Genomic DNA, 26382 nt, shown 5'->3' on the forward strand with positions numbered 1-26382 from the left:
GCATCCCCCCTGACGTGTGTTGATCAGCGGGGGTGTTTCTCGTGGGTGTAGTGCTGCCTGGGTGGGCGGACGAGATTCTCGACATCATCGGTGTGTCATGGCCCAACGTCGATGAGGACGACTACCGGGACATGGCCGACGCCATGAGGGAATTCGCCGACGACATCGACGGCGGCGCGAATGAAGCGCATCAGGCGGTACAGGGGCTGGTGGGGTCGGCGGGCGGCTCGTTGGCGGTGGAGGCGCTCAACGCCCACTGGGGAAATATCAACGGCACTCACCTGAAGAACCTGTCCGAGTGCGGCCGCATGGCGGCGACGGCCATGGACGGCGTCGCCGTCCTCATCGAGGGCGCCAAGATAGGGGCCATCGTCCAGCTCGGAATCCTCGCCGCGGAGGTGATAGCTGCCCAGGCAGCTGCGCCCTTCACATTCGGGCTGTCCGAGCTCGGGGCGCTGGCCGGTACCCAGGTCACCCGCCTCGCGGTGCGCCGGATCTTCAAGGAGGTCTGTCAGCAGGTTGCCGAGCAGGTCATCAGCATCGCCCTCACGCCCGTCGAGGAGGCGCTGGGGGCCATGGTGGGAGATTTGGTCGTCCAGCTCGGTGCGAATGCCCTCGGCGTGCAAGACGGCATCGATCTGAGCCATGCCGCCCAAGCCGGCAAGGAAGGCTTCAATCAGGGTGTCAAGGATGCTAAGGCCACTGCGAAGTCTGCCGCCGACAACCCGATGGAACTCCTTAGCGCCGGTGGGAGCAGTGGTGGCGGAGGGGGCGGCGCTGGTGCCAGTGGAGGGTTCAGCTTTGACCCCGACGAGCATGACCGGGCCGTGACCGGTCTGCAGAGCGCTGGCGGAACATTCCGAAACAAGGCCGGCGGCAAGATCGGCCGGGCCAAGAGCCACCATGGCCGTACCCGTGGCAAGGACGCCATCGCAGATGCTGCCAACACGATGCTTGACAAGGTCATCGAAGGGATCGAGGAAGGCGTCAAGAAGACTGCCAAGCACCTCGACGACAACATGACCCGCGGCATCAAGCAGATGGCCAAGAACCACCATGAAAACGACCGTGCGTTGTCCGATCACTTCGGCGGCATCGGCAAGGACGGCAAGAAGGACCCGAAGGCACCCAACAGCAGCCCTGGCACGTCTCTGAATTCCCTTGGGGGTAAAGGAGGCAAGGGCCGGGGCCGTGAGCAGGTGGACAGCGGGCACCCGAACAGCCATACGCGCCCACCGGACACGGTCAACTCCGGTGGCAGTGACCCGGTGGACATGGCGAGCGGCAAAATGTTCCTGCCGCAACGCGATGTCGCCCTGGAGGGGAGCTTTCCCCTTGACTTCACTCGCCGCGTCGAGTCGGGATACCGGGCGGGCCGCTGGTTCGGCCCCTCTTGGTCATCGACAGCTGACCAGCGGCTGGAATTCGACGAGCGCGGAATCATCTTCCTCGCCGAGGACGGCCTTGTCCTGTCCTACCCCCGCCCGGTAGCGAGTGAGCCGGTGCTGCCCGCCCGCGGGCCGCAATGGCCCCTGCGACACACCGAGCAAGGAGACTGGGCGCTGTACCGGCCCGATACCGGGCATACGCGGTACTTCACTCCGTCCCTCCACGATCCCCGACTTGCGCTGCTTGACGAGATCAGCGACCGCAACGGAAACCGGATCACGTTGGACTACGACGAGCGGACCGGAGCTCCCCTGGCCATACGCCATGGGGCCGGCCATCACCTCATCCTCACCACAGAGGACGAAAGGATCACCGCTCTCCACCTCGCCGGAGCGGCGCCCGACGGTGGCGACCAGCTGATACGGGAGTACCGGTACACAGATGGTCACCTCACGACCGTCACCAATGCAGACGGACAGCCGCTGACGTTCACGTACGACACGCGAGGCCGTGTCACGTCGTGGACGGACAGCAACCATCGCCGCTACGACTACCAGTACGACGATCAGGACCGATGCATCGCCGAAGGCGGCGAGGACGGGCACGTCAGCCTCCGCTTCACCTATGGTGCCGTCGACTGCGACACCGGGCTGAGCATCACCGCCGCCGCCGACGCTGCCGGAAACACCACGATCTACATGGTCAACGACCGGCTCCAGATCGTCGCGGAGACGGATCCGCTCGGCAACACCATCCGAACCGAGCATGACGCACACGACCGGATCACCGCGGTCACTGATGCCCTTGGCCACCGGACATCCTTCGATCACGATGAGCATGGACGAACGACAGCCATATACCGGCCGGACGGCACGCAGACCAGGGTCACCTACTCTGATCTCAACCTTCCCGTAGAGGTATGCGCCCCGGACGGTGCGGTGTGGCGGCAGGAGTACGACGGGTCCGGCAACCTCACCGCTGTCGTCGACCCCACCGGTGCCACCACGCACTACGCCTATGACGGCCGCGGCCACCTCGTTTCGGTGCGCGATGCGTTGGGCCACGTCACGCGGGTGTCCTCTGATGAAGCAGGCCGGGTCCTGAGCGTCACCGACCCGCTGGGAGCTGAGACCAGCTACCAGCGCGACCCGTTCGGCCGCGTCATTGCCGTGACCGATCCTCTCGGCGAGGCCACACGCATGACATGGACGGTGGACGGAAGGCTCGCGGCACGCGTCCACCCGGACGGGTCCGCGGAGAGCTGGGCCTACGACGGCGAAGGCAACTGCACCAGCTACACCGACCAGGCAGGCCACACGACCCGGTACGAGTGGACCCACTTCGATCTGCTGGCCGCCCGCATCGCCCCCGACGGAGCACGCTACGAGTACACCCACGACGCGCACCTGCGTCTGACGGAAGTCACCGACCCACGTGGGCTGTGCTGGACGTACGAGTACGACCCGGCAGGGCGGACCGTCGCGGAGACCGACTTTGACGGGCGTACCCTGCGCTATTCCTATGACGCCGCGGGGAGGCTGGTCTCGCGCACCAACGGTCTGGGCCAGACGGTGGACTACACACGTGACGCCCTCGGCAGAATCGCCGAGAAGCGCACGGCGGATGACACCGTTCAGTTCCTGTACGACCCGGCCGGCCACCTGCTGAGAGCGGTGGGCCGGGAGTCGACAGTGACGTACCGACGCGACTCGCTGGGTCGTGTGGTGTCGGAGGACTGCGACGGTCGCACTGTTTCATCGGTGTACGACGTCCTGGGCCGCCGAATCCAGCGGACGACACCGTCGGGCGCAGTCAGCACCTGGGCGTACGACGCGGCCGGCAACCGGACTGCCATGGCCGCTGCCGGCCACTCCTTCACCTTCGACTTCGACCCGGCCGGCCAAGAGACAGGGCGGCACTTCGGAAACGCGGTGTCCCTCACTCAGGATTGGGACCCTCGGGGCAGGCTCGCCTCCCAGACCCTCACGGGACGCGGCCGACAGTTGCAGCAACGCGCCTACACCTATGGCCCAGATGACCACCTCACCGCGGTCACCGACCAATTGAACGGGGCCCGTGCCTACGGACTGGACGCCGGTGGCCGAGTGGTGTCCGTACGGGCTCAGGGATGGTCGGAACGCTACGTCTATGACGAAGCAGGCAACCAGACCGACGCGCAGTGGCCTGACAGGCACCCCGGCAAGGATGCGCAGGGCGAACGAACCTACGACGGGAACCGTCTGACCGCAGCCGGGCGTGTGCGCTACGCATACGACTCTCAGGGGCGTGTCACCTCCCGCGTCAAGAGCCGGCTGTCGCGGAAGCCTGACGTCTGGTCCTACGAGTGGGACGTCCAGGACCGGCTCGTCGCGGTAGTCACTCCTGATGGCACTCGGTGGAGGTACCGCTACGACCCCCTTGGTCGCCGAATAGCCAAAGAACGGATAGGCGTCGACGGTTGCACCGTCCTTGAGCGAACAGGTTTCACCTGGGATGGCTCCACGCTGGTGGAGGAAATGCGGCAGGCACCAGGGCGCCCCGAGAGCATCGTCCTTACCTGGGACTATGACGGGCGACGCCCGTTGGCGCAGTGTGAGCGCAAGATTCCGGCAGACGCTGCACACCAAGATGAGATCGACCAGCGGTTCTACGCCATCGTTACCGACCTGATCGGCGCGCCGCGTGAACTCGTCGACGAGACCGGAGACGTCGCCTGGCGCGCTCGGTCAACCCTCTGGGGTGCCACAACGTGGCGCAACGAGGACACGGCTTACACACCGTTGCGCTTCCCCGGCCAGTACTTCGATGCAGAGACTCAACTGCACTACAACCTGCACCGCTACTACGACCCCGAGACAGCGCGCTACACCGCGCCCGATCCCCTCGGCCTGGCCCCGGCACTCAACCCCTCCACCTACGTTCACAACCCGCACACCTGGGCTGATCCCCTCGGCCTTTCGCCGGACTACATCACTGTTTACCGGAAGCAGAGCAATTACCCCGCGAGCCAGCGGATCAAAATTGGACCCAATGGCGAGGTGAGCATCAATGGGAAGGGGTATTTGTATGTGAACATGAGTAATGATATTCGGCATACTGTAGATTACCGGGCGGGGCAGTCCGGGGAGTATGAAATTGTCGCGTTCGATATGCCCAAGTCCTACCTTGAGAAAGTGCGCGCCACTGCCGTCAATCAGGGGGCGCCGGATGGTTGGGAGGGGACCAAGCAAGACTGGAAGAAGTACAAGAGTGACAAGCCGGAGATATCTGACCCGACCATGGGGGATGATCTTTATGGTATCCCCACGAAATTGCTCGATGAATTTCACGCCAACATCAAACCGGGCTCTGGTAGGATGATCAAGACTGTATAGCGGGAGTGCTGAATGCTTCACGAAATTGATGACCTGCGTCAAGAGCGACACCGAGTGGACGTCCGGCCTGCAACCGAGGAGGTGCCGCCGGTGCTCGCCGTATTTGATGCTGTGCTGTCGGTTGACTCCCGGGAATACGTCCGCCGTGTTCGAGACGTCATGTCCGTTGCGCTCGACCTTGCCGTCACCGAGTCGTTTGATGACGAAGAACTACCGACCGAGAGAGTACCGCAATGGTTCTCGGAAGTGAGCAGCGCATCCGAGGGGGGTATCGCAGAGTTTGCTCGACGCGGTAAAGAGCGCTACCACGAGAAAATCGAGGAAAAGTCCTGGGATCTACAGTGGTGGCTGTTCGAATTTGACCCGGAAAACGAGGCCAGGGGGTGGGCGTGGTGGGACGTCACACAGGTTGGCGACCGGAAGGTTCGCATCTGGACCGATAGCTGGGGGGAGTCGTTCTTCGCCTGTAACGAATTGCGCTGGCTGCTTCACACGGCTGGTGCGGACGAAGTATCCGGTCCATTTCTGACGGATGCGTCAGAGTGGATTCGAGAAGTCTCAGGTTCGTGAAGGTGGAGTCGACAGAGGAGCCCGGAAAGGCCGTCGACCACCGCTTGATTCGTGCCCAGTACACCGATGAGACGATCACCGTGTACCAGGCGTACTCCCCGCACATTGCTGAACCGGCAGTCGCTGCCGGTACGTTCGTCGCCCCGTTCAAACGCGACCGTATGACCTGGATCAAGCCGTCGTTCCGGTGGATGATGTACCGGTCCGGCTGGGCAACGAAACCCGGCCAGGAACGAGTGCTGGCGATTCGCATCTCTCGAACGGGCTTCGAGTGGGCTCTGCGGCATGCCTGTCTGAGCCACTTCGAGCGAGGGGTTCACGACACGCAGTCCGCGTGGCAGGAGTCGAAGCTGACCAGCCCTGTTCGCGTGCAGTGGGATCCCGAGCGTGCCACCGATCTCTCGGATTTGCGTCATCGTGCGATTCAGATCGGCCTGTCCGGCGAGGCTGTCGATCTGTACGTCAATGAGTGGATCATTGAACTCCGCGACATCACGCCTCTCGTACGTGCCATCCATGACGATGTCCGAGCGGGCAGATGGGAGAGAGCCGATGCCGCTATTCCTGCGGAAGAGCGCTACCCCATTCCCGCGGACATCCGCACCCGATTGGGCGCATCTGGGTGAGTGAAGCGGGCGTGCCGGTCGGTGGGACGGGCTGGGCCCCGGTTGGTGGAGGCTGTGCCGGGGCCCAGTCGTGTTGCGGAGGTCAGCCGCACTCGCCGTCCCTGTAGTACAGCGAGGCGTTGTTGTTGTAGGTGACGTCCAGGTTGCCGCGCTGCAGGTTCATGTAGGCGTCGTAGGCGCCGCTGTACCCGGAGTTCACGTAGACCCTGGCCGTGCAGGACGTGTTGTTCACGACCGACGCGGCGTTGTTCTTGACGCTCATCCCCTGGCCCTTGCCGGAGCTGGTGAACTTGTAGCCGGCGAGGTCGCCGTAGTTGTCGGGCGCCCGCAGGGAGTCGTGCGAGCCCTGCATGTTCGAGTTGTAGTAGAAGCAGAACGAGCTGTCCGGACAGCCGTGGATGCTGCCCGCCTGTGCCGTGGTGGCGACTGCGGGGACGAGCAGGGCGGCACCGAGGGCCGCGGCGGCGAGCTTGGAAATGCGCTTCATTTCTTTCCAGTCCTCTCTTTTACGGATGTCCATGGCGTGCGTGGTGCAGGTCCCCGGAAACGCCGGGGAAGGAAGGGTGGGCGTGCCAGGACGGATAAAAGTTGGGCCCACCGCTTCACTGATCGCGCAGCGTGGCGTTCACCTTGGCGAGTTGCTCGTTTTTCGACTTGAGCGCCGCGGCGAAAGCCGCTTGCTGCCGGGCGATCATTTCCTTTTGTAAGGAAGTTTCGACCGTGAACCAGATGCCGACCAGGTTCACTTGTTTCTTGCAGGCCACGTCGGCCGTTGCCGTTTCGCGTTCCTGCTGCGTGGGTGAATTCCCCTGGAAACGGGGGTCGCTGATGGCTGTCAAAGGGTCGGGATAGGAGTGGCCTCGGCTCTTCATGCAGTCGGACCACGCCTTGAACGCCTTTTGTACGCGCGGGTCGGACTTGGTGGCCGTGAAACTGTCGAGGTTGGCCTTGCGGGGCACGTCGCCGGGGCCCAGCTGTCCCGAACCGGCCAGCTCCTTGGCCGCTTCCGCGCTACAGCCGCCGGGCGGTACCGGCACTCCGTTGACCCGGATCGCGCTGTCGCCGTCGGCCGCGGCCGCGTCCTTCCCCTGGGCGCGCCCGGTGAGCGCTTCCTGCTGGGCGTCGGACAGCTGCGGCGGGTGTGCCGGGTGTGTGCGCGGGTCGCGGTCGCCGAGGTGGTATCCGTCGGCCTCGGCCTCCGCCTTGTCCGTCACCCCGTACCGGCGGTCCATGAGGCTGCGGGGCCCCACCGGCGGGCCCGCGGGGCGGATCTCGTAGTCCAGGTCGAATCGTTTGAGGCACTTCTTGTGCAGTACGGCTCTGGCCCTGGACAGCTTTTCGAGTTCCGCGTCGGAAAAGAGGTAGGTCTCTACGGGGAGATGCAGGTCGACGCTCTTCAGGATGGCCGGTGCGGGCGTTTCCTGCGCCTTTTCAGGGGCCGGTTGTTCCGACGAGCAGCCGGTCAGGGAAAGGAGCAGGGCGCCGGCCAGTACGGACGTGCCGGTGCGCAGTTTTCTGCCCGCTAAATGATGCCTCACGTCCGACCCCGATTCCCCACTGGAAGCCGGCCCCCGCTTCCGTTCGTGTCGCGATGCTTGCGATTCCGCCGAGCCGTCCGGCGTTTTGTCCCCGTGTGCCGCGGCTTGTGATCATCCAAGCATGTATCCGCCACGTAGGGCAATTGGTTCACTGCAATTCTGGCATGTCCCGGTTTTTGGGGCCCGCTTGGCTGAAAGGGGGTTGGCCGTGGCTGGTGCCCTCGACATGCCGAAGAAGTTCCGGAGGCGGGAAGAGGGGGCGGCGCGCCACCGAGGGTGGTTTGCGCGGTCTCGCAGGGGAAGGACGTCCCCCGCCGCGTCCCCGAAAAGCTGCGAGACCCGCGCGCACCCGCTCTAACGCGAAGCGACTCGCGTTAGCTTGTTCTGGACGATACGTGGCCTGAACCCGCACTGCAATACGGAGACGCCGTGAACACAGCGCAACCTCCGCCCGGGGGCGCCCGGCCGGGAGGACGTACCGCGCGTACGAGACAAGCCGTACTGGAAGCGGTCTTCGACGAACTGGGGGAGGGCGGGTACGCCGCGCTCACCATGGAGCGGATCGCCCAGCGGTCCGGGGTCCACGTCGCGACCATCTACCGCCGCTGGCGCTCCGTCGAGGGGCTCGTCTGCGAGCTGATGACCGACCTCAGTGCCGAGGTGCCGCTCCCGGACACCGGGACGCTCGCGGGCGACCTGCGCGCGCTGGCCCGCGCCATCGCCGCCTTCTACTCGGAACCGCGCTACCGCGGGCTCCTGGAGGCCGTGGTCTCGGCCGCCGCCCGCGAGCCGGCGGCGGCCGACGTGCTGCGGGAGTTCTTCGACGACCGGCTGCGGCTGGCCGGCCGGATGGTGCACCGTGCCGTGGACCGCGGCGAACTGCCCGCCGAGGCCGACGCCGACGCGATCATGGCCGCCCTGGGGGCGCCCTTCTACTACCGGCTGCTGATCTCCCGCAGGCCCGTCGACCTCCGCCTGGCGGACTGTGCCGCCGACGCCGCCTGGACGGCGGCCCTTGCCGGGGTGTTCACACACACCGAGGGGCACACCGAGAGGCACGCCGAGGGTGACGAGAACGGCGAAGGCGGCCGGTGACCCCGCGCGGGGTCACCGGCCGCCTTCCAGCGGAAGCGGCTGCGATCAGGCCCGGTCCCCGGTCAGGCGCGCCATCCACGCCTCGACCTCGTCCGAGCGGCGCGGCAGCGCGGCGGACAGGTTCCGGTTGCCGTCCTCGGTGACGAGGATGTCGTCCTCGATGCGGACGCCGATGCCGCGGTACTCCTCCGGCACGGTCAGGTCGTCGGCCTGGAAGTACAGGCCGGGCTCGACGGTCAGCACCATGCCGGCCTCCAGCGTCCCGTTGACGTACGTCTCCGTGCGGGCGGCGGCGCAGTCGTGGACGTCCAGGCCGAGCATGTGGCCGGTGCCGTGCAGCGTCCAGCGGCGCTGCAGGCCCAGTTCCAGCACCCGCTCCACCGGGCCCTCGACCAGGCCCCACTCGACGAGCTTCGCGGCGAGCACGCGCTGGGAGGCGTCGTGGAAGTCGCGGAACGCGGCGCCCGGCTTGACCGCCGCGATGCCCGCCTCCTGGGCCTCGTACACGGCGTCGTAGATCTTGCGCTGGAGGTCGTTGTACGTGCCGTTGATCGGCAGCGTACGGGTGACGTCCGCGGTGTAGAGGGTGGTGGTCTCCACGCCGGCGTCCAGCAGGAGCAGGTCGCCGGAGCGCACCTCGCCGTTGTTGCGGACCCAGTGCAGGGTGGTGGCGTGCGGCCCTGCGGCGCAGATCGAGCCGTAGCCGACGTCGTTGCCCTCGACGCGGGCGCGCAGGAAGAACGTTCCCTCGATGTAGCGCTCGCTGGTCGCCTCGGCCTTGTCCAGGACCTTCACGACGTCCTCGAAGCCGCGCACGGTCGAGTCGACCGCCTTCTGCAGCTCGCCGATCTCGAAGTCGTCCTTCACGAGACGCGCCTCGGAGAGGTACACCCGCAGCTCTTCGTCGCGCTCGGCGGTGACCTTGTCGGCCAGCGCCTCCTCGATGCCCGCGTCGTGGCCGCGCACGACACGCACCGGACCGGTCGCCGCACGCAGCGCGCCGGCCAGCTCGCGCACGTCCGCGCAGGCCACGCCGAGCAGCGTGGCGGCCTCGGTCAGGCTGTTGCGGCGGCCGACCCACAGCTCGCCCATGCCGTTCAGCCAGAACTCGCCGTTCTCGCGGTCGGAGCGGGGCAGCCGGTAGACGGTCGCGTCGTGGCCCTCGCCGTTCTCGCGGGGCTCCAGGACGAGCACGCTGTCGTCGGTCTGGTCGCCCGTGAGGTAGACGAACTCCGTCGAGGCGCGGAAGTCGTACTCGGTGTCGTTGGAGCGGGTCTTCAGGTTGCCCGCGGGGATCACCAGTCGCTCGCCGGGGAAGCGGCGGGACAGCGCCTCGCGCCGCCGGGCCGCGTTCGGCGCCTGCTCGACGGGCGTCAGGTCGCGCAGCTCGGTGTCGGCCCAACCCGACTTCATGTTCTCCGCAAGCTCATCCGATACGCCCGGGTAAAGGCCGTTCTTGCGCTGCTTGATCGGCTGCTCGTCCTCGTCCGGGGTTTCCGGCGTGAGCTCGTCGGTCACAATGCCTCCTTGTAAGACTGCACCGCGTTCCATCGTAAGTGCGCAGGGAACGGGGTCCAGGGTCCGGAAGCGGTGAGGTATCAGACAGTACGGACACGGGCCGCGGGCCGGTGCGGGGCGGGCCCGTACGGCCGGCCCGTGCCCCGGAAGCGCGCCGCCTACTCGAAGTACGCCGCGAGCAGGACCACGTCCTCGGGCGAACCGGGATCGCCGAGCCCGCCCGGGAGCAGCGTGTGCAGCAGGTGGTCCGCCAGCGCGTCGGGGTCGTGGCGTGCGGCCCGGGGGACGCCGGCGGCGGCGTTGTGCAGCCGCGCGAAGGCGCGGTCCATCGGCTCGCCGGTGCGGCGCAGCAGCCCGTCGCTGTACAGCAGAAGGGTTTCTCCTGGCGCCGGTGCCAGCTCCACGCTCGGCGCTTCCCAGCACGCCAGCATGCCCAGCGGCGCGGACAGCGTGGTCTCCACGTACTCGGTACGCCGGTCGCCGATGATCAACGGCGGGCAGTGCCCGGCCCCGGCCAGCACGATCCTGCGCGCGGCCGTACCGCCGCCGACCGCCCCGTACGCGCCGGTACCCGGCGGCCCGGCGGGCAGACCCGCGCTCCCGGAGCCCGCGCTCCCGGAGCCCGTGCCCCCGGAGCCCGTGTCCCCGGTCCCGGCCTGCGGTGCCTCGGCGAAGGCGAACAGCGCCGTCGCGCTGCGGGCCGGCTCGGTCAGCCGCAGCAGCAGTTCCAGGTCGGACAGGACCGCGACCGGGTCCTCGCCCTCCATCACCGCGTAGGCCCGCAGCGACGCGCGCAGCCGCCCCATGGCGGCCACCGCGCCGGGCCCGGTGCCGGTGACGGACCCGACCGCCAGGCCCAGCGCGCCGTCCGGCAGCGGGAGCGCGTCGTACCAGTCGCCGCCGCCGAGCGGCCCGGAGCTGTGCCGTACCGCGAGCCGTACGCCGGGGACGCGCGGCAGCCGGCTGGGCAGCAGCTCCTCGCGGAGCGTGGCGACGGCCTGCCGCTGCCGGTGCAGTTCGAGGAGGCGGGCGAGGTGCTCGGTGGCGTACGCGCGGTAGCGGCCGACCAGGTGGCGCTGGCGTTCGGTGGGCTCGGCGGGTTCGTCGTAGAGCCAGACCGCGGCGCCGAACCTGCCGACGGTGTCGGCGTCCAGCGGTACGGCGTAGCTGGCGGCGTAGCCGAGGCGGGCGGCGACCTCGCGCAGGCGGGGGTCGAGGCCGGGCCGGCCGGGGATGTCGGGCTGGGCGATGTCGCCGCGTCCGCCGGCGACACAGCCGGAGCCGTCGGCGCATCCGCCCTCCGCGGTGCCGTCGGCCTCGGCGCCGGCCGGGTCGGTGCCGTCCGTCTCCGGAAGGCCGTCGAGGATCCGGCCGAAGGACAGCGCGCGGCGGGGCACGGTCTCGATGTGGCCGATGTCCGCCCGGCCGACCCCGAGGCCGATGGTGGTGTCGGGGCCCAGCCCGTCGGACGGTTCGAGGACGACCAGTCCGCGCCGCGCGCCCACGAGGGAGGCGCCGGCCCGCAGCAGTTCCCGGAGGGCGTCTTCGAGGGTGCGGGTGCGGGCCAGCTGTTCGGTGAGGTCGTGCAGGGTGGTGAGGTCGGAGATCCAGCCGGCGAGCCGGTCCTGGACGGCCGCGAGGCGTTCTTCGGGAGGGCTGTCCGCAGGGGCTGTTGCGGTTGCGGACTCGGCAGTGTGAGTGGGGGCGGGAAGTGCTGGTTCGATTCCAGCCACTTTCGGAACGTGGGGGGTGGTCATGGCCGACGGCTTACGTAGCGCCGGGTGAAACCCCAGGTCAGGCCGCTTGTAGCGAGAGATTGCGGCATTTTGTTGAGTGGTGTTGAGAGATGTGTGGAAATGCTCAATTTCCTCAATAGCATCGCAAACCCCCATGTCGTGTTGCTCCGCTATCAATGCCTCCACATGTACACGCCCCGGTGACGCGATGTCCAGCATTGTCCCCGTGGGGTTTGTGGTGTCAGCGGGGCGGGGAAGTTGGCTGGAAAATATCCCCCCGAACGTCAATTTGAGGTCGACTGGCGACGTTCGACAGTGCGTCATCACCACCATGGCGGGTACGTACTCGGAAAGGTGCGGGGCCAGTTGGGGCCGCGCCGGAACTCTCCGACGGGCACGGGCGTCTAACACGGCGACGACCGCGCCGCACCGCACCCCCAAGTGGCGGATCTGCTTCACGGGACAGCAAGCGCCATGCGTGCGCCACCCTCCGCCACGTTCCACGCTCGGCGTATGGCGTGATGCGCTGCTCCGTACAAGCAGTGACCAGTGATCCACGTGGCGTTATCGGTATGCGAAACAGAGGCCGTGGAACGCCACGCAGCGGCATGAACCGGCATGTAGTGCGATGGACATAGCCCTCGGCGTTAACGGAAAGGAACGAGCGCTCATGCGCGAGATCCTCGGAAGGCGACGCAAGCTCCAGCTCCGGCGCGGCGGAAGGTCGGCACTGCTCGGTGCGGCGCTCCACTGCGCCACCGAGTGGCAGTGGCCCGTACTCCCGGGCGTCGGGTTGCAGACCGGCGGGAAACAGGCGGGCGGCAAGGCCACCGGCGCCCGGCCCGGGCGGGCCGAGCGCGGCAGCCGCCCGTGCAGTTGTCCCGATCCGGATTGCGTGGTGCCCGGCGCGCACCCCTTCGACCCCGGCCTGTTCGCGGCCACCACCGATGCCCGCATGGTGCGTTGGTGGTGGAGCAACCGGCCGACCGCGCCCCTCCTCATGGCCACCGGAGGCCGCGCGCCCTGCGCGCTCAGCCTGCCGGCCGTCGCCGGCGCGCGGGCCCTGGCCGCTCTCGACCACTTCGGCGTCCGGGTCGGCCCCGTCGTCGCCACACCCACCCGCTGGTCGCTGCTGGTCGCCCCGTACTCCCTCGCGGAGCTGGGCGAGTTGCTGCACTCCCGGGACTGGGTGCCCAGCTCGCTGCGCTTCCACGGCGAGGGCGGTTACGTGGTGCTTCCGCCGTCCCAGATCGGGGCGGGCAAGGTGCGTTGGGAGCGGTCGCCCGGCACCGGTTCGGCGGCGCCCTGGTTGCCGCAGGTGGACACGATCGTGGACGCGCTGGTCACCGCGAGCACCAGTGCGCCGGACGGCGGCAGCCGGCTCGCGTACTGAAGCGTCCGCCGGGGCTCCGGCGGCCGGGCCCGCCCGCCCGTTTGCCGCCCGCCCGGCGTCCGCCCGGCTCCTCATCGAACCGCTTCATTGACCGCTTCACTGAACCGCTCGCCGTGAAAAGAACGCGCGGGCGGTTCACTCGTACGGGTGTGAGCTGTCCCGTGAGGACGGGGTCCGGGGGTCTGGGCCCGTCATACGCCCGTTCCGGCCCGATATGTTCGGCGCACCGTCAATCCGGCGGTCAACCCGGCGGCCGTCCCGCCGCCCGGACCTCGGCAGGTGGAAACCATGGAGCGTGCGCCGAATCTCCGCATGATCGCGCTGGTGAGCACGGCCGCGCTCGCGATCGCGCTGCCGCTGGCCGCCGCGACCGCGGGTCCGGCCGAATCTGAGCGGTCGGCGGCGGGTGGCTCCGCATCGGCTTCACATACGGACGTACGCATTCCGGGCAATGCGGCGCCTTCCGGCCTGCCGTCCGCGGACCCGGACTCGCGCGCAGGTGGCGGCCCGGCGGCCGGGCCGGGCGCAGGAAGGCCCGTGGCGGCCCCGTACAGGGGCGCCGGAGGGGCGGCTGCCGCCACCGGCCCGGCGGGTTCGGCCGACGGCCGTCGCGCCGCCCGCTGCGGGCCTGAACTGGCTTCACCCGAAGGGGTGGAAGCTCAGACGTGTGTTCTCTCCGAAGGCGGCCGGGCCTGGGGGCGTACGTACTACCGGAACACCTCCGGCGAGCCCCTGTACGCCGTGCTCACGCTCATGCGCCCGGACGGCCGGACCGTGCAGGCGCACTGCGCCGTGCCGGCCGGCGACGAGCCCGGGACCTGCGAAACCCCGCGTCAGGCGGCGGTGGGCGGGCGCAACGCGCCGTACACCGCGGTGGCGGAGGTCGCCGATGCGCGGGGCGAACGGCTGCTGCTGCGCTCCGGCAGCAACGCGGCGCCGGACGCCAGTGGTTCGGACCGGTGAGGGCACGGAAGCGGCACGGAAGCGGCACGGGAAGAGCGCGCCGACGGGCCTGTGACGTGCCTGTACGGAGGTGTGGGCGCTGCGGCGGGAGACGGCGGGGGCGGTGTCCTCGCGGCGCCCTCCCGGGGCGCGGCCGGCCTTCCCGCGGCGCCCGGCCGGTCCTCCGGACGCGGGCATGGAAGCGCCCGGTCGCTGGCGACGGGGGATGCACCAGCGACCGGGCTTTTAGAACCGTAACAAGAGATCCGCGGTTCGCAAATTCGATCGTGGAATTCCGGACGCGTATTTACCGGTCGGTACGCCGAGTTGTGACCAGAGTCACGCCCGGCGCCCCGCTCCGCGCCCGCGGACCGCGGTCAGCTCAGCGTCACCTGACGGTTGGTGAGGCCGCCGCGGGCACGGCGCTCCTCCGGCGTCAGCGGGGCGTCCGTGGCGAGCGCGGCGGCGAGCCGCTCGGCGAAGGCGGCGGCCGGCTTGGCCACGTCGTCGGCGCCCATCCCGGAGGGCAGGTCCCAGACCGGCACGACCAGGCCGTGGGCGCGGAAGGAGCCGACCAGACGGGTGCCCTCGCCGAGTGCGGACGTACCGGCCGCGTGCAGCCGCGACAGGGCGTCCAGCAGCTTCTCCTCCGGGTGGGCCATCACCCAGCGCAGGTGGTTCTTCTCGGGCGTCTCGCACCAGTACGCGCCCTCCAGGCCGGCCAGCCGCGCGGTCGGGATGGCCGCGGCGTTCGCCCGCTCCAGGGAGGCGGCGACCTCGCCCGTCGCGTTCTCGGCGTCCTCCACCCAGAACTCGAAGCCGGTGTGCACCTGCGGCTCGAAGGGGGCGGCCGGGTCCAGCAGGTCCTGGAGGCGCGGGCCGTCCGCCGCGGCGCGCTCGGCGGCGACCGGGGTGCCTGGTTCGGCGGCCAGCGCGCGCCGCAGGGTGTCGGCGAGATCGCGGCTGAGGTCACCCGAAGCGGTGTCGTTCTGGAGGCCGAGCAGCACGGCGCCGTTGTCGCGGCGCAGCGCGGGCCAGGCCATGGGCAGGACGGTCGCCAGCGTCACTGAGGGGACGCCCTCGGGCAGCCCGTCCTTGAGCGTCAACTCGACCGTGGCCGCGGGCACCAGCTCGCGCAGCGCCACCCAGTCGCACTCGCCCTCAAGGCCCTCGAAGGGGCGGTGGACCAGCTCGGTCGCGGCGTGTGCCGCGGTCCGGCCGTGGCACGCCTTGTAGCGGCGGCCCGAGCCACAGGGGCAGGGCTCGCGCGCCCCGACGACGGGGATCTCGCCGTCCTTGATCTGCGGTGCTGCGGCCTTGGTCTGGGGACGGCGCTTCTTGGCCATGGCGAGGCGTTCTCCTGGTCGATCCTGGGCGTACGGACGCGTTCCGGCGCGAGCCTAGACGACTGCGCCCCGCACCGCGCCGAGCGCTGCGGCCCTCGCCCGCGCGGCGTCCGGCCGCGGTGGCCGCACGGGCCGTCCACCGCCCGCGACCGCGCCGGCCAACGGATTTGGTCCTCCGGCCCGCTCGCTGCCGTACGCCCGGGCCACCGCACCGGTCGGCGGCTGTACGGCGCGGGGGCCACGGGTGCCCTGCCGCGCGCGTAGGCGGGCTCGTGCGTCCCCGGAAGGCGGGCGGGCGCCTTGGAGGCGCCGCGCGAGCCCACAGGCCCGGAGAGCCGCCGCACAGCGGCGCCTGCCGGTGCCCCGGCCCGTATCCGCCGCTGCCTCGGCCCGTATCCGCCGCTACAACGGTTCGTGTCCGTCGCTGCCCCGGCCCGTGTCCGCCTCTACAACGGCTCGTCGTAGTCCGCGAAGGCCCGTTCGGCGACGAGGGTCGGCTCCCCGGCGGGCTCCGGCGTACGCGGGGGCCGGACCAGGCCGGAAGCGAGCCCCGGCGCAAGGGCGTTCGGCAGCCCGGCGCGCATTCCGGCGGACAGCTCGGCGCTCAGGTCCGACGGCAGGTCAACGCGCGTAGCGAACGAGTCGCGGAGGCCGTGCAAGGTGAGCAGGGCCCAGACCGTCACTTCGCCCTCCGCGTCCCGCACGCCCCACTCCTTGGCGAGGGACCGGATGATCGCGAGCCCGCGGCCTCCCTTGGCGGTGACCGAGGGAGTGGCCGGAAGTGGCCGGGTCGCGCCGCCGCCGTCGGTGACCGAGATGGTCAACTGGCCGTGCGCGTCGATGCGCCACGCCGCCCGTACCGAGTCGGGTGCCGCGTCGCGGGCGGCGTCCCGGGCGGGCCCCGGGGTCTCCCGTACGCGGATCGGGCGCGCGTGCCGGCACGCGTTGCTCAGCAGTTCGGAGAGGATCAGCACCGCGTCGTCGACGACTGTGTCCTGAACCCCGCTTGCCATCAGCTCGTCACGCATGCGCCGCCTGGCCGTCCCGACCCCCGCCGGACCATGGGGTACGGCCATGACCGACGCCGTCGGCACCTCTTGTGCCACCATCAACGCCACCCCCGAGACCTCCTTTGCCCCACGCCACGGGATGAATGCCCCAATGGCCTGGACCGGAAACCGGCCAATAGCCGTGCGGTGACGCACTCGTATCGATCGAATACGGGTCGAATGCGCCGGAGCACTCCCTGTGACGGCCGCTACATCAGCCCCAGTTGGGTCCGTACCTGTTTGGGGCGGTTGGTGATGATTGCGTCCACTCCCAGGCGTTGACACAAGTCGACATCCGCCTCGTCGTTAACGGTCCAGACGTGCACCTGGTGGCCCGCGCGGTGCGCCCTGGCGACGTACTCGGGGTGGGCGCGCAGGATCCGGACGCCGGGCCCGGCGATGCCCACACCGGGCGGCAGCCGGCCGTCGCGGTGGCGCGGTGTCAGGAACTGCATGAGGTAGACACCAGGGATGTCGGGGGCCGCGGCCCGCACCCGGTGCAGCGAGCGGGCCGAGAAACTCATGACCCGGACCGGCGGCGGACCCGCGTCCGACGCCTTGGTGTGGCCGAATCTGTCCAGTAGCGCGACCAATCGCTCCTCCACCTGGCCGGCCCAGCGGGTGGGGTGCTTGGTCTCGATGGCCAGTTCGACGCGGCGGCCCGCGTCGGCGACGAGTTCGAGGAGCCGCTCCAAGGTCAGGACGGAGGTGCGCTCCGGGTCCTCGTGCTGGCGGTCCGGCGCCTCTCCCGCCGCGTCCTCGTCCTCCTTCCAGGAGCCGAAGTCCAGGGCGGTGAGATCGGCCAGTTCCAGGGCGGAGACGGCGCCGCGCCCGTTGGAGGTGCGGTTGACCCGGCGGTCGTGTACGCAGACGAGGTGGCCGTCGGCGGTGAGCCGTACGTCGCACTCCAGCGCGTCGGCGCCGTCCTCGATGGCCCGGCGGTAGGCGGCCAGGGTGTGTTCCGGCGCGTCCTCGGACGCGCCACGATGGGCCACGACGGAAATGGGGGGAGGCTCCGGGGTGTCGTCCCGGAGCGGGCGCGCGGTGGTCACCGGGTTATCGTGCCATCGCTCGCGGGCTCGGCGCCTTGCGTCCCACCTGATCCGCATAAGATCAGATAGGTCGTTTTTGCCCGGCATAAAGGATGGGGAGACAGTCACAGCCTCGGCTTACGGCGCCCTGACGCATGGTGGGAAAGGCTGGCACCTGTGACAGTCGTCGGTACCACCTGTCCCTCGCCCGTACGCCGGGGTCCGACGCCGCAACCTGAACACCAACCCGCATCCTGAAAGGGAGGCCGGGCCGTGGCCCGGCACCGTCGCGAAGCTGAGGAGAGAGCCGTGAGCACCGAGAACGAGGGCGCCGCCGTCCCGCCGGAGGCCCAGCCGCCGACTGCGCCCCAGGCGTCGGACAGCGCACCCGAGTCCGGTGCGCCGACTCCGCACGGCCCCGGCGCGCAGGGCGCGCAGAGTGCGCCGGACGAGCCGAACGCGGCGCCTGCCCCGGCGCCCGCGCCCGCCGCCACGCCGCCGTCCCCCGCCACTGCTCCGTCCGCGCCCCCGCCGCCGGAGTTCGCCCCGACGGCCGGACAGGCGGGCCCGCAGCTCACGAAGCCGGACCAGCCGGCGCACCCGGACCAGGCAGCGCACCAGGACCAGCCGACGCACACAGACCAGGCGGCGCACCCGCACCAGCCGGACCCCGCCCAGCCGCACGCGGGCGGCACCGGTGCGCCGCACCAGGCCGCGCCGTCCCCGTACGCGACGGCGGCGCACGGCGCCTCCGCCGGCGGCTGGGGCGGCCCCCCGCCGCCCGGATACGGAGGCGGCGCGGGCGGGCCCGGCGACGTGTGGGGCGCCCCGGGCGCGCCCGAGCCCAAGAAGCGGCGCAACGGCGGCCTGGTCGCGGCCGTCCTCGTCGCCGCGCTGGTGGCCGGCGGCATCGGCGGCGGCATCGGCTTCTGGGCCGCCAACCGCAACGACACGAACTCCACCACGGTCTCCGCCTCCGGCGACCCCGAGGCGCTCAACCGCAAGCCCACCTCCGTCTCCGGGATAGCGCAGAAGGCGCTGCCCAGCGTCGTGACGATCGAGGCCCAGGGCGCGACCGGCGAGGGCGGCACCGGCACCGGCTTCGTCTACGACAAGCAGGGCCACATCCTCACCAACAACCACGTCGTCGCCAGCGCCGCCCAGGGCGGCAAGCTGACCGCGACGTTCTCCAACGGCAAGAAGTACGACGCCGAGGTCATCGGCCGGGCCCAGGGCTACGACGTCGCCGTCGTCAAGCTCAAGAACCCCTCCGACGCCAACCTGCAACCGCTGCCGCTCGGCAAGTCCGCCAACGTCCAGGTGGGTGACGCGACGATCGCCATCGGCGCGCCCTTCGGCCTCTCCGGCACCGTCACGACCGGCATCATCAGCGCCAAGAACCGCCCGGTCGCCTCCAGCGACCGCGGCGGCGCCAGCCCCTCGTACATGAGCGCCCTCCAGACGGACGCCTCGATCAACCCGGGCAACTCCGGTGGCCCCCTGATGGACGCCACCGGCAGCGTCATCGGGATCAACTCGGCCATCCAGTCGGCGGGCAACGGCGGCGGTGATTTCGGCGGCGAGAGCCAGCAGTCCGGCAGCATCGGCCTCGGCTTCGCCATCCCGATCGACCAGGCCAAGCGCGTGGCGAACGACCTGATCAAGAAGGGCCAGCCGGTGTACCCGCAGATCGGCGCCCAGGTCCTGATGCGCGACACCGGCGACGGCGCGACCATCGCCCAGGACGGCACCGGCGGCTCGCCCGCGATCACCCCGAACGGCCCCGCCGCCAAGGCCGGCCTCAAGCCCGGCGACGTCATCACCAAGCTGGACGACACGATCGTCGACAGCGGCCCGACCCTGATCAGCACGATCTACCGGCACCAGCCGGGCGACACGGTGAAGCTCACCTTCAAGCGCGGCGGCAAGGAGCAGACCGCCCAGGTGACCCTGGGCCAGCGCACGGGCGACAAGTGACGCGCTAGTCTGATCCCCGCGCCACCGGTGACCGGCGGCGCGGGGAGGTATGCCCGAGCGGCCTAAGGGAACAGTCTTGAAAACTGTCGTGAGGTGACCCCTCACCGTGGGTTCAAATCCCACTGCCTCCGCCGAAGCGCCGACAGCGCGCCTGAGAGGGGCACCCGGTTCGTCCGGGTGCCCCTCTTGGCGTTTCCGGGGCCCGGTCGCTGCGCACCGCTGGCGGGCCGGTGGTGGTCAGCGGCGGGCGGCCGACGCGATGGTGGCGCGGGCTTCGCGTTCGGTGAGTCCCGTGTCGAGGGCGGCGGTGGTGAGGGCGGTGGCCATCTCCTGGCCCAGGCCGGATTCGTAGGCGCGGCAGGCTGCCCAGAAGAGGCGGGCGTTGCGCTGGCCGTCGGGGGAGGTGCGGACGAAGCGGAGGAGCGCGGGGGCGGGGTGAGGAGGAGGGGCGGGGGCCGGCTTGGGCTGGTGAGGGGTGGGTGACAGGCGGTACAGGAGGGGGAGAAGTGCGGGCGGGGCCGGGGCGGGGGTCCGCGGGGTGCCGGGGATGAGGTGGTAGCGGCCGCGGGAGGTCAGGGAGCCGGGGCCGACCAGGTAGCCGCCGGTGCCGCGGATGTCGATGCCCGGGGCGAGGCGGCCGGCGGAGTTCGGTACGGGCGGGGCGGGCGGTGCGGGCGGGCCCGAGAAGTAGAGGTGGCGGCCGCCGCTGGGGGTGTGGACCGTGACGGTGGGCGGCAGCGTGAAGTGGTGCTCTCCGGCCAGGAGTTGCAGAGCCGTCAGGCCGTCCGCGCCGTGTTTGGTGTCCAGGTCGATGCCGATGAGGTGGTGCGGGGCCACGCCGCAGGCGATCCCGTACGCGGTGGCCCAGGGGGCGGCGGCGAAGAGGCGGCGGACGGCGAGCGGGTCCGGCGTCGCGTCGTGGATGCCGTGGCCGGGGCGGCCGCAGGCGCCGTGGCAGGGGGGCGCGGACGGGTCGGTGTGGTGCGGGGAGCGGACGGCGGGGAGTTTGGCGCGGGTCAGCGGGATGACGGAGTAGCCGCGGCCGGCGGCCACGAGGGCGTGGGTGAGGGCCGTGGCGTGGGGAGAGGCCATGGATTTATTTTCGTATGGGCGTTCGAATTAAGGAAGGGGGCGCCGACGGCGGAGCGAGCCCACCGCTTGACAGCCGACCGCGCCTGACGGACAGTCAGAAACCTTCCTGGCATCCGTGAAGGGGGCAGCGGGCGTGGCCGACGACGTGGCCGGCGAGGACGAGGGACGCGACGAGCTGTACGAACGACTGAAAACCTTCGAGGGCCTGGCCGCAGTGACGGCGGGCGAGGGCAAGGACCCCGTCAACGAGCCGATGATCCGCCACTGGTGCGAGGCCATGGGCGACACCAACCCCGCCTACCGGGGGCCGGGAGCCGTCGCCCCGCCGACGATGTTGCAGGCGTGGACGATGGGCGGCCTCTCCGGCCACCCGGGCCGCTCCGCCGCGTACGACGCGCTGTTCGCCCTGCTGGACGGCGCCGGCTGCACCGCGGTCGTCGCGACCGACTGCGAGCAGGAGTACCTGTGCCCGCTGCGGCCCGGCGACCGGATCACCTTCGACGCCGTCATCGAGGCGGTGTCGCGGCGCAAGACGACGAAGCTGGGGGCCGGGTACTTCGTCACGACGCGCATGGACGTACGCGCGGACGGCGAACCGGCCGGGACGCACCGGTTCCGCATCCTCAAGTACGCGCCCGCGGGGCGGCCGGACGGGGTGGTGGCGGGCCGCCCGGCAGCGGCCCGGGGCAGGGCCGAGGGCGCACGCCCCCGGCCCGTGGTCAATCGCGACAACGCCGGTTTCTGGGCCGGAGTCGCCCGGCACCGGCTCCTCGTCCAGCGCTGCACGGACTGCGCGACGCTGCGTTTCCCCTGGCTGCCGGGGTGCAACCGCTGCGGCGGCGCGGGCTGGGACACCGTGGAGGCCGCCGGTACCGGCACGGTGTTCTCGTACGTCGTGATGCACCACCCGCCCTTCCCGGCCTTCGACCCGCCGTACGCGGTCGGGCTGATCGAACTCACGGAAGGGGTACGGATGGTGGCCGGCGTGGTCGGTGTGCCGCACGGGAAAGTGCGCATCGGAATGCCCGTACGACTGGAGTTCCGCGCCGTGGAAGAGGACCTGGTGCTGCCCGTCTTCAACGGCGGCGGGAGCCGGGCATGAGGGCCGGTGACGCACTGCCGCCGCTGACCGTGCCCGTCACCCGCACCCTCATCGTCGCCGGGGCGGTCGCCTCCCGCGACTACCAGGACGTGCACCACGACGCCGAGGCGGCCAGGGCGAAGGGCTCCCCTGACGTCTTCATGAACATCTTGACGACGAACGGCCTCGTGGGCCGCTACGTCACCGACCACTTCGGCCCGCATGCCGTGCTGCGCAAGGTCGCGATCCGTCTCGGCGCCCCCAACTACCCGGGTGACGAGCTGGAGTTGACCGGGACGGTCACCTCGCTGGCCGGCGGCACGGCGGAGGTGCGGGTCGTGGGCACCAACCGGCTCGGCCGCCACGTCACCGGCACGGTGACCGTCACCGTTCCGGCCCCGCCGGGCCCGGAAAGCCCGCCGGGCCCGGAGCGCGGGGAGGCCACGCCGTGAGCCTGCGCCGCGCGGACACGCTCGGCGGCCGGGCCGCCATCGCCGGCATCGGGGCGACCGAGTTCTCCAAGGACTCGGGGCGCAGCGAACTGAAGCTGGCCGTCGAATCCGTACGGGCCGCCCTCGACGACGCCGGCCTCGGACCGGACGACGTGGACGGCATGGTCACCTTCACGATGGACACCAGCCCCGAGATCACCGTCGCCCAGGCGGCCGGCATCGGCGAGCTGTCCTTCTTCTCCCGCGTCCACTACGGCGGCGGCGCGGCCTGCGCGACCGTCCAGCAGGCGGCCCTCGCGGTGGCGTCCGGGATCGCCGAAGTGGTGGTCTGCTACCGGGCGTTCAACGAGCGCTCGGGACGCCGCTTCGGCGCCGGCGTGCAGCGGCGCGAACCGTCCGCCGAGGGCGCGGCGCTCGGCTGGAACCTGCCCGCCGGGCTGCTGACCCCCGCCTCCTGGGTCGCCATGGCCGCTCAGCGGTACCTGTACGCGTACGGGCGCACCCCGGAGGTGTTCGGGCAGGTCGCGGTCGCGGGGCGGCGGTACGCGGCGCGCAACCCCGCCGCGTACTTCCACGGCAGGCCGATCACCCTCGCCGACCACGCCGCCTCCCGCTGGATCGTGGAGCCGCTGCGGCTGCTGGACTGCTGCCAGGAGACGGACGGCGGGCAGGCCCTCGTGGTGACCTCGCTCGAACGCGCCCGTGACCTGCCGCGGGCGCCCGCGGTGATCACCGCCGCCGCGCAGGGCGCGGGCCGCGCCCAGGAGCAGATGACCAGCTTCTACCGGGACGGCCTGACCGGGCTGCCGGAGTCGGCCGTGGTGGCGCGGCAGCTGTGGCGTACGAGCGGGCTGCGCCCCGCCGACATCGACGTCGGCATCCTCTACGACCACTTCACCCCGTTCGTGCTGATGCAGCTGGAGGAGTTCGGCTTCTGTGCGCCGGGCGAGGCAGCGGATTTCACGGCCGAGGGCGGGCTGCCGCTCAACACCCACGGCGGACAGCTGGGCGAGGCGTACCTGCACGGCATGAACGGCATCGCGGAGGCGGTGCGGCAGGTGCGCGGCAGCTCCGTCAACCAGGTGGCGGGGGCCGCCCGCGTGCTGGTCACCGCCGGTACGGGCGTACCGACGTCCGGGCTGGTGCTCACGGCGGACGGCTGAGAACCGGCGTCCGGAGCCGCGCGCCCACGGCCCGCACCGCCGCTTCGCACGCCTCTCCGATGAGGCCCCCAGACGGCTGAATGCGCGCGGCGGCGGGCGTGTCCGGCGGACCGCGCCCCTTGACCGGTCTTTGACTCGCGGTATGGGATCGACAAAGAAGATCATCCGACGGAGCGCCCTGCGCCCCACCGCCCTGCTCACAGCCCTGATCACCGCCCTGCTCGGCCTGCTGGCCACCCTCCTCGCGCCGGCCGCCGGAGCGGAGCCCGACCGGGCCGGGCCGCGCGGCCCCAACGTGTTCCAGGGCTGGGCGTTCGACACCTGCAAGGCGCCTTCGCTGAGCACCCTGCAAGCGTGGAAGAGCTCCAAGTACCGCGGCATCGGCATCTACTTCGGCGGCCGCGGCCGCGCCTGCCCCAACCAGCCGAACCTGACCCCCGGCTGGGTGCGCTCCGCCTACGGCGCCGGCTGGCGGATGCTGCCGCTCTACGTCGGCTCGCAGGCGCCCTGCGTCGTCAACAAGCACAAGCGCAAGGTCACCATCGGCAGCAACCCGGACCAGGTCGGCGCGAGCGAGGGCCGGGACGCGGTGCGGCGGGCCCAAGCGCTGGGGATCGCCCCGGACAGCGCGCTGTACCTGGACATGGAGGCGTACAGCCTGCGCAGCGCCTCCTGCACCGGCCGGACGCTGAGCTACATCACCGCCTGGAACCGTGAGGTCGCCGGCCAGGGCTACGTGCCCGGCTTCTACAGCAGCGCCGACTCCGGCGTACGGCACATGGAGCGGGCGCGGCAGGCCGGTACCCGGGACCTGCCGTCGGTGATGTGGTTCGCGCGCTGGCACACCAAGCCGAACCTGTACGGCGAGCCCGAACTGTCCGGCCAGGCATGGCGCCCGCACCGCCGGATCCACCAGTACGCGGGCAACGTCCCCGAGACGCACGGCGGGCGCCGGCTGGTCATCGACCGGAACCAGGTGGACGCGCCGGTCGCGGTGATCCGGTAGGAACCGGACGGCAAGGGTCCCGGCCTGGACCTTGGTCGGGGCGGGACCCTGACGGGGGAGGGGCGGTCGTCCGCCTTTAGGAGGTGAGGACAGCCCCATCTGTACAACTTGAGACGGAGGGGGCTTCGGCACCTGGGGGCGATCCGTGGTGGTGCCCCACGCTTCTAGCGTTGGAGCATGACCACGCCAGTGTGCACCAGCGCTTCCAGCGCCGCTGTGTTCCCGTCGTTCTCTTCGTACGTACGGGCCCGCGGGCCGGTGCTGCTGCGGACCGCCCGCTCGCTCACCGCCAACCCGAGCGACGCGGAGGACCTGCTGCAGACCGCGCTGACCAAGACGTTCGTGGCGTGGGAGCGGATCGAGGACCACCGGGCGCTGGACGGCTACGTGCGCCGCGCCCTGCTGAACACCCGCACCTCGCAGTGGCGCAAGCGCAGGGTCGACGAGTTCGCCTGCGAGGAGATACCCGAGCCGGACCCGCTGCCGGCGCCCGACCCGGCCGAGGCACAGGCGCTGCGGGACGCGATGTGGCGGGCGGTGCTGCGGCTGCCGGCGCGGCAGCGGGCCATGGTCGTGCTGCGGTACTACGAGGACCTGAGCGAGGCGCAGACCGCGGAGGTGCTCGGGGTCTCCGTCGGCACGGTCAAGAGCGCGGTCTCCCGCGCCCTGGCCAAGCTCCGCGAGGACCCGGAGCTGGCCGTCGCGGCGTAGGCCGCGGAGCCCGCCGGCCTCACACCAGCCGGACCGCGTCGCCTTGCCGGACCCGTCCCGGCCGTACGACCTGCGCGTATACCCCCGCGCACGGCTGCGGGCCCATGCCTTCCATCGGCACCACCCGGTTGTGCCGTGCGGGCACCCGCAGCGCGTCGGGGTCGCGCGGCAGCCCGCCGTGCTCCAGCGTCGGTACGGCGCAGCGCGGCGTGCGGGCCACGACGCGGAGGGTGAGATCGTCGCCGATGCGCAGTTCGCGGCCCGGCCAGTCGTTCTCCACGAAGCCGGCGGCCTCGGAGCGGATGACGATGTTGGGGCGGTAGCGCTCCGCCTCGACGGTGGTGGCCCGCGGGCCGAGTTCGGTGATCCGGTCCAGCGTGGCGCGGGTGATCAGGTGCAGCGGGGCGAAGTCGAAGAAGGTGCCGGGCGGGGCCTGCGAGGCGATCTCCAGGGTCTCGTGGCCCACCTCGGCCGCCGCACCGGCGGCCAGCACCTCTTCGGGGCGGGAGCGTTCCAGGGTGGCCTTCTCGGGCGGGGTGTCGGTCAGGGTGACGGGCTGCCCGAGGTGGGCGGAGAGGGTCTTGTCGACGTGCGCGTCGGTGGAGCGTACGGTCCGGCCGGACGGCAGCGTGATCCGTACGGCACCGTCGATGATCTCGGCCCGCAACTTCAGCAAGTCGCGCCACAGCCGTGGGTTCTTCGCGCTGGCGACCTGGCCGGACGTCTGGTGCACCAACGCGAGCGCGCGGTCCCCCGCCAGCCCGCGGGCGTCCGCCGAAATGTCTGGAACCTCCTCACCCAGCAGCGATTTCACCGGATACCGCCACAGCGTGGTCACCGTTCCCACCATCGTCCCCATACCCCCAGGCTGCCACGACCGTAGTGTCCGAGACTCCTGATTTCTTGGTGCGCGGCGCGCGGAGCGCGTGGTAAGGGGTGATGCGGGTGGGGTTGCGGGTGGGGTCCTGGAGCGGCGACGTGAGGAGAACGTGGCGTCGCGGGTCGTGCCGTCTCAAGCATGAGACGGCATATGGCGCAAGCCCATCCTCCGCAGAGGCATGGGCTTGTCCGTTCGCATGTCGTCGGGCGGGCTAGCTCGCGTGATCGAATTCCCCGGCCTTGACGTCCAGGATCAACGCTTCGAACTTCGTACGAGTGGTCGTGATGACGGTGCCCGGGCTGTCGCTCTCCCGGACTTCGATCATTCCGTCATGCGTCCGTATCTCGACGCAATTTCCCGTCGCCTCGGAGTAAGAAGACTTCTGCCATGTGGTCGAACTGGTCATGTCTGCG

General features: G+C 70.6%; 22 protein-coding genes and 1 tRNA gene. 13 read left to right on the forward strand and 10 right to left on the reverse strand.

Going from position 1 to position 26382, the window contains the following annotated elements; genetic code table 11:
- Positions 1 to 41: 41 nt before the first annotated feature.
- The 3 genes from ACH4OW_RS07620 to ACH4OW_RS07630 are packed head-to-tail and all read left to right on the forward strand — an operon-like array spanning position 42 to position 5959.
- Entirely contained in the window at positions 42 to 4763 is a 4722-nt protein-coding gene (locus tag ACH4OW_RS07620; protein ID WP_398025733.1) for an RHS repeat-associated core domain-containing protein, read from the forward strand.
- Between the two features lie 12 nt (positions 4764 to 4775).
- Positions 4776 to 5333 carry a hypothetical protein gene (locus ACH4OW_RS07625; protein WP_398025735.1) on the forward strand — a complete coding sequence of 186 codons (558 nt, stop codon included), beginning with the start codon at positions 4776 to 4778 and terminating at the stop codon, positions 5331 to 5333.
- A gap of 2 nt (positions 5334 to 5335) precedes the next feature.
- Positions 5336 to 5959, forward strand: a complete 624-nt coding sequence (locus tag ACH4OW_RS07630) for a DUF4291 domain-containing protein (protein WP_398026003.1) — start codon at positions 5336 to 5338, stop codon at positions 5957 to 5959.
- Positions 5960 to 6041: 82 nt separating this feature from the next.
- Here ACH4OW_RS07630 and ACH4OW_RS07635 read toward each other — a convergent pair whose 3' ends face one another.
- Together ACH4OW_RS07635 and ACH4OW_RS07640 are read right to left on the reverse strand one after the other, a co-directional pair.
- Entirely contained in the window at positions 6042 to 6446 is a 405-nt protein-coding gene (locus ACH4OW_RS07635; protein ID WP_360125177.1) for a peptidase inhibitor family I36 protein, read from the reverse strand.
- Between the two features lie 115 nt (positions 6447 to 6561).
- The gene (locus ACH4OW_RS07640) at positions 6562 to 7497 is read right to left on the reverse strand and encodes a hypothetical protein (RefSeq protein WP_398025737.1); all 936 of its coding nucleotides are present in this window, start codon (positions 7495 to 7497) and stop codon (positions 6562 to 6564) included.
- Between the two features lie 429 nt (positions 7498 to 7926).
- On the opposite strand from ACH4OW_RS07640, the gene ACH4OW_RS07645 reads away from it, so the two are divergent.
- The gene (locus ACH4OW_RS07645; protein ID WP_398025739.1) at positions 7927 to 8592 is read left to right on the forward strand and encodes a TetR/AcrR family transcriptional regulator; all 666 of its coding nucleotides are present in this window, start codon (positions 7927 to 7929) and stop codon (positions 8590 to 8592) included.
- A 45-nt stretch (positions 8593 to 8637) separates the two neighbouring features.
- On the opposite strand, the gene ACH4OW_RS07650 is transcribed toward ACH4OW_RS07645, so the two are convergent.
- Both ACH4OW_RS07650 and ACH4OW_RS07655 read right to left on the reverse strand, forming a co-directional pair.
- Positions 8638 to 10110, reverse strand: a complete 1473-nt coding sequence (locus ACH4OW_RS07650; protein WP_360125172.1) for an aminopeptidase P family protein — start codon at positions 10108 to 10110, stop codon at positions 8638 to 8640.
- A gap of 158 nt (positions 10111 to 10268) precedes the next feature.
- On the reverse strand, positions 10269 to 12065 hold the full coding sequence (locus ACH4OW_RS07655) for a PP2C family protein-serine/threonine phosphatase (RefSeq protein WP_398025741.1): 1797 nt from the start codon (positions 12063 to 12065) through the stop codon (positions 10269 to 10271).
- 451 nt (positions 12066 to 12516) lie between these two features.
- Here ACH4OW_RS07655 and ACH4OW_RS07660 point away from each other — a divergent pair, with 451 nt between their 5' ends.
- Positions 12517 to 13239: a bifunctional DNA primase/polymerase gene (locus tag ACH4OW_RS07660; RefSeq protein WP_360125168.1), complete on the forward strand. Its 723-nt coding sequence runs from the start codon at positions 12517 to 12519 to the stop codon at positions 13237 to 13239.
- A 651-nt stretch (positions 13240 to 13890) separates the two neighbouring features.
- Positions 13891 to 14202, forward strand: a complete 312-nt coding sequence (locus tag ACH4OW_RS07665) for a hypothetical protein (RefSeq protein WP_398025744.1) — start codon at positions 13891 to 13893, stop codon at positions 14200 to 14202.
- Positions 14203 to 14558: 356 nt separating this feature from the next.
- Here the strand turns inward: ACH4OW_RS07665 and ACH4OW_RS07670 are convergent, their stop codons facing one another.
- The 3 genes from ACH4OW_RS07670 to ACH4OW_RS07680 all read right to left on the reverse strand — a co-directional run bounded on the left by ACH4OW_RS07670 (position 14559) and on the right by ACH4OW_RS07680 (position 17628).
- Positions 14559 to 15527, reverse strand: a complete 969-nt coding sequence (locus ACH4OW_RS07670) for a DUF5926 family protein (protein WP_398025746.1) — start codon at positions 15525 to 15527, stop codon at positions 14559 to 14561.
- A 446-nt stretch (positions 15528 to 15973) separates the two neighbouring features.
- Positions 15974 to 16732, reverse strand: coding sequence for an ATP-binding protein (locus ACH4OW_RS07675; RefSeq protein ID WP_398025748.1), 759 nt, complete (start codon positions 16730 to 16732; stop codon positions 15974 to 15976).
- A 53-nt stretch (positions 16733 to 16785) separates the two neighbouring features.
- Positions 16786 to 17628: a glycerophosphodiester phosphodiesterase gene (locus ACH4OW_RS07680; protein WP_398025750.1), complete on the reverse strand. Its 843-nt coding sequence runs from the start codon at positions 17626 to 17628 to the stop codon at positions 16786 to 16788.
- A gap of 288 nt (positions 17629 to 17916) precedes the next feature.
- Between ACH4OW_RS07680 and ACH4OW_RS07685 the strand changes: the two genes are divergently transcribed.
- Positions 17917 to 19584 carry a trypsin-like peptidase domain-containing protein gene (locus ACH4OW_RS07685; RefSeq protein WP_398025752.1) on the forward strand — a complete coding sequence of 556 codons (1668 nt, stop codon included), beginning with the start codon at positions 17917 to 17919 and terminating at the stop codon, positions 19582 to 19584.
- A gap of 43 nt (positions 19585 to 19627) precedes the next feature.
- Positions 19628 to 19715, forward strand: a tRNA-Ser gene (locus ACH4OW_RS07690).
- A 106-nt stretch (positions 19716 to 19821) separates the two neighbouring features.
- Here ACH4OW_RS07690 and ACH4OW_RS07695 read toward each other — a convergent pair.
- Complete coding sequence (locus ACH4OW_RS07695) at positions 19822 to 20676, reverse strand: bifunctional DNA primase/polymerase (RefSeq protein WP_398025754.1); 855 nt, start codon at positions 20674 to 20676, stop codon at positions 19822 to 19824.
- Positions 20677 to 20809: 133 nt separating this feature from the next.
- Here ACH4OW_RS07695 and ACH4OW_RS07700 point away from each other — a divergent pair, with 133 nt between their 5' ends.
- From ACH4OW_RS07700 to ACH4OW_RS07720, 5 genes are all read left to right on the forward strand, one after another.
- Positions 20810 to 21778, forward strand: a complete 969-nt coding sequence (locus tag ACH4OW_RS07700) for a bifunctional MaoC family dehydratase N-terminal/OB-fold nucleic acid binding domain-containing protein (protein WP_398025756.1) — start codon at positions 20810 to 20812, stop codon at positions 21776 to 21778.
- A complete protein-coding gene (locus ACH4OW_RS07705; RefSeq protein WP_360125152.1) occupies positions 21775 to 22209 on the forward strand; it encodes a MaoC/PaaZ C-terminal domain-containing protein in 435 nt (144 codons plus the stop codon). The genes ACH4OW_RS07700 and ACH4OW_RS07705 overlap by 4 nt, the downstream gene beginning before the upstream one ends.
- On the forward strand, positions 22206 to 23372 hold the full coding sequence (locus ACH4OW_RS07710; protein WP_398025758.1) for a lipid-transfer protein: 1167 nt from the start codon (positions 22206 to 22208) through the stop codon (positions 23370 to 23372). Before ACH4OW_RS07705 ends, ACH4OW_RS07710 begins: the two co-directional genes overlap by 4 nt.
- 142 nt (positions 23373 to 23514) lie before the next feature.
- Positions 23515 to 24378, forward strand: coding sequence for a DUF1906 domain-containing protein (locus ACH4OW_RS07715; RefSeq protein WP_398025760.1), 864 nt, complete (start codon positions 23515 to 23517; stop codon positions 24376 to 24378).
- Between the two features lie 177 nt (positions 24379 to 24555).
- Complete coding sequence (locus tag ACH4OW_RS07720) at positions 24556 to 25089, forward strand: SigE family RNA polymerase sigma factor (protein ID WP_360125147.1); 534 nt, start codon at positions 24556 to 24558, stop codon at positions 25087 to 25089.
- Between the two features lie 19 nt (positions 25090 to 25108).
- Here the strand turns inward: ACH4OW_RS07720 and ACH4OW_RS07725 are convergent, their stop codons facing one another.
- The gene (locus ACH4OW_RS07725) at positions 25109 to 25948 is read right to left on the reverse strand and encodes an MOSC domain-containing protein (RefSeq protein WP_398025763.1); all 840 of its coding nucleotides are present in this window, start codon (positions 25946 to 25948) and stop codon (positions 25109 to 25111) included.
- A 232-nt stretch (positions 25949 to 26180) separates the two neighbouring features.
- On the reverse strand, positions 26181 to 26375 hold the full coding sequence (locus tag ACH4OW_RS07730; RefSeq protein WP_360125144.1) for a DUF397 domain-containing protein: 195 nt from the start codon (positions 26373 to 26375) through the stop codon (positions 26181 to 26183).
- Positions 26376 to 26382 lie beyond the last annotated feature (7 nt).

It is taken from the genome of Streptomyces sp. NPDC017056, from assembly GCF_044332485.1.
Taxonomy (GTDB): Bacteria; Actinomycetota; Actinomycetes; order Streptomycetales; family Streptomycetaceae; genus Streptomyces.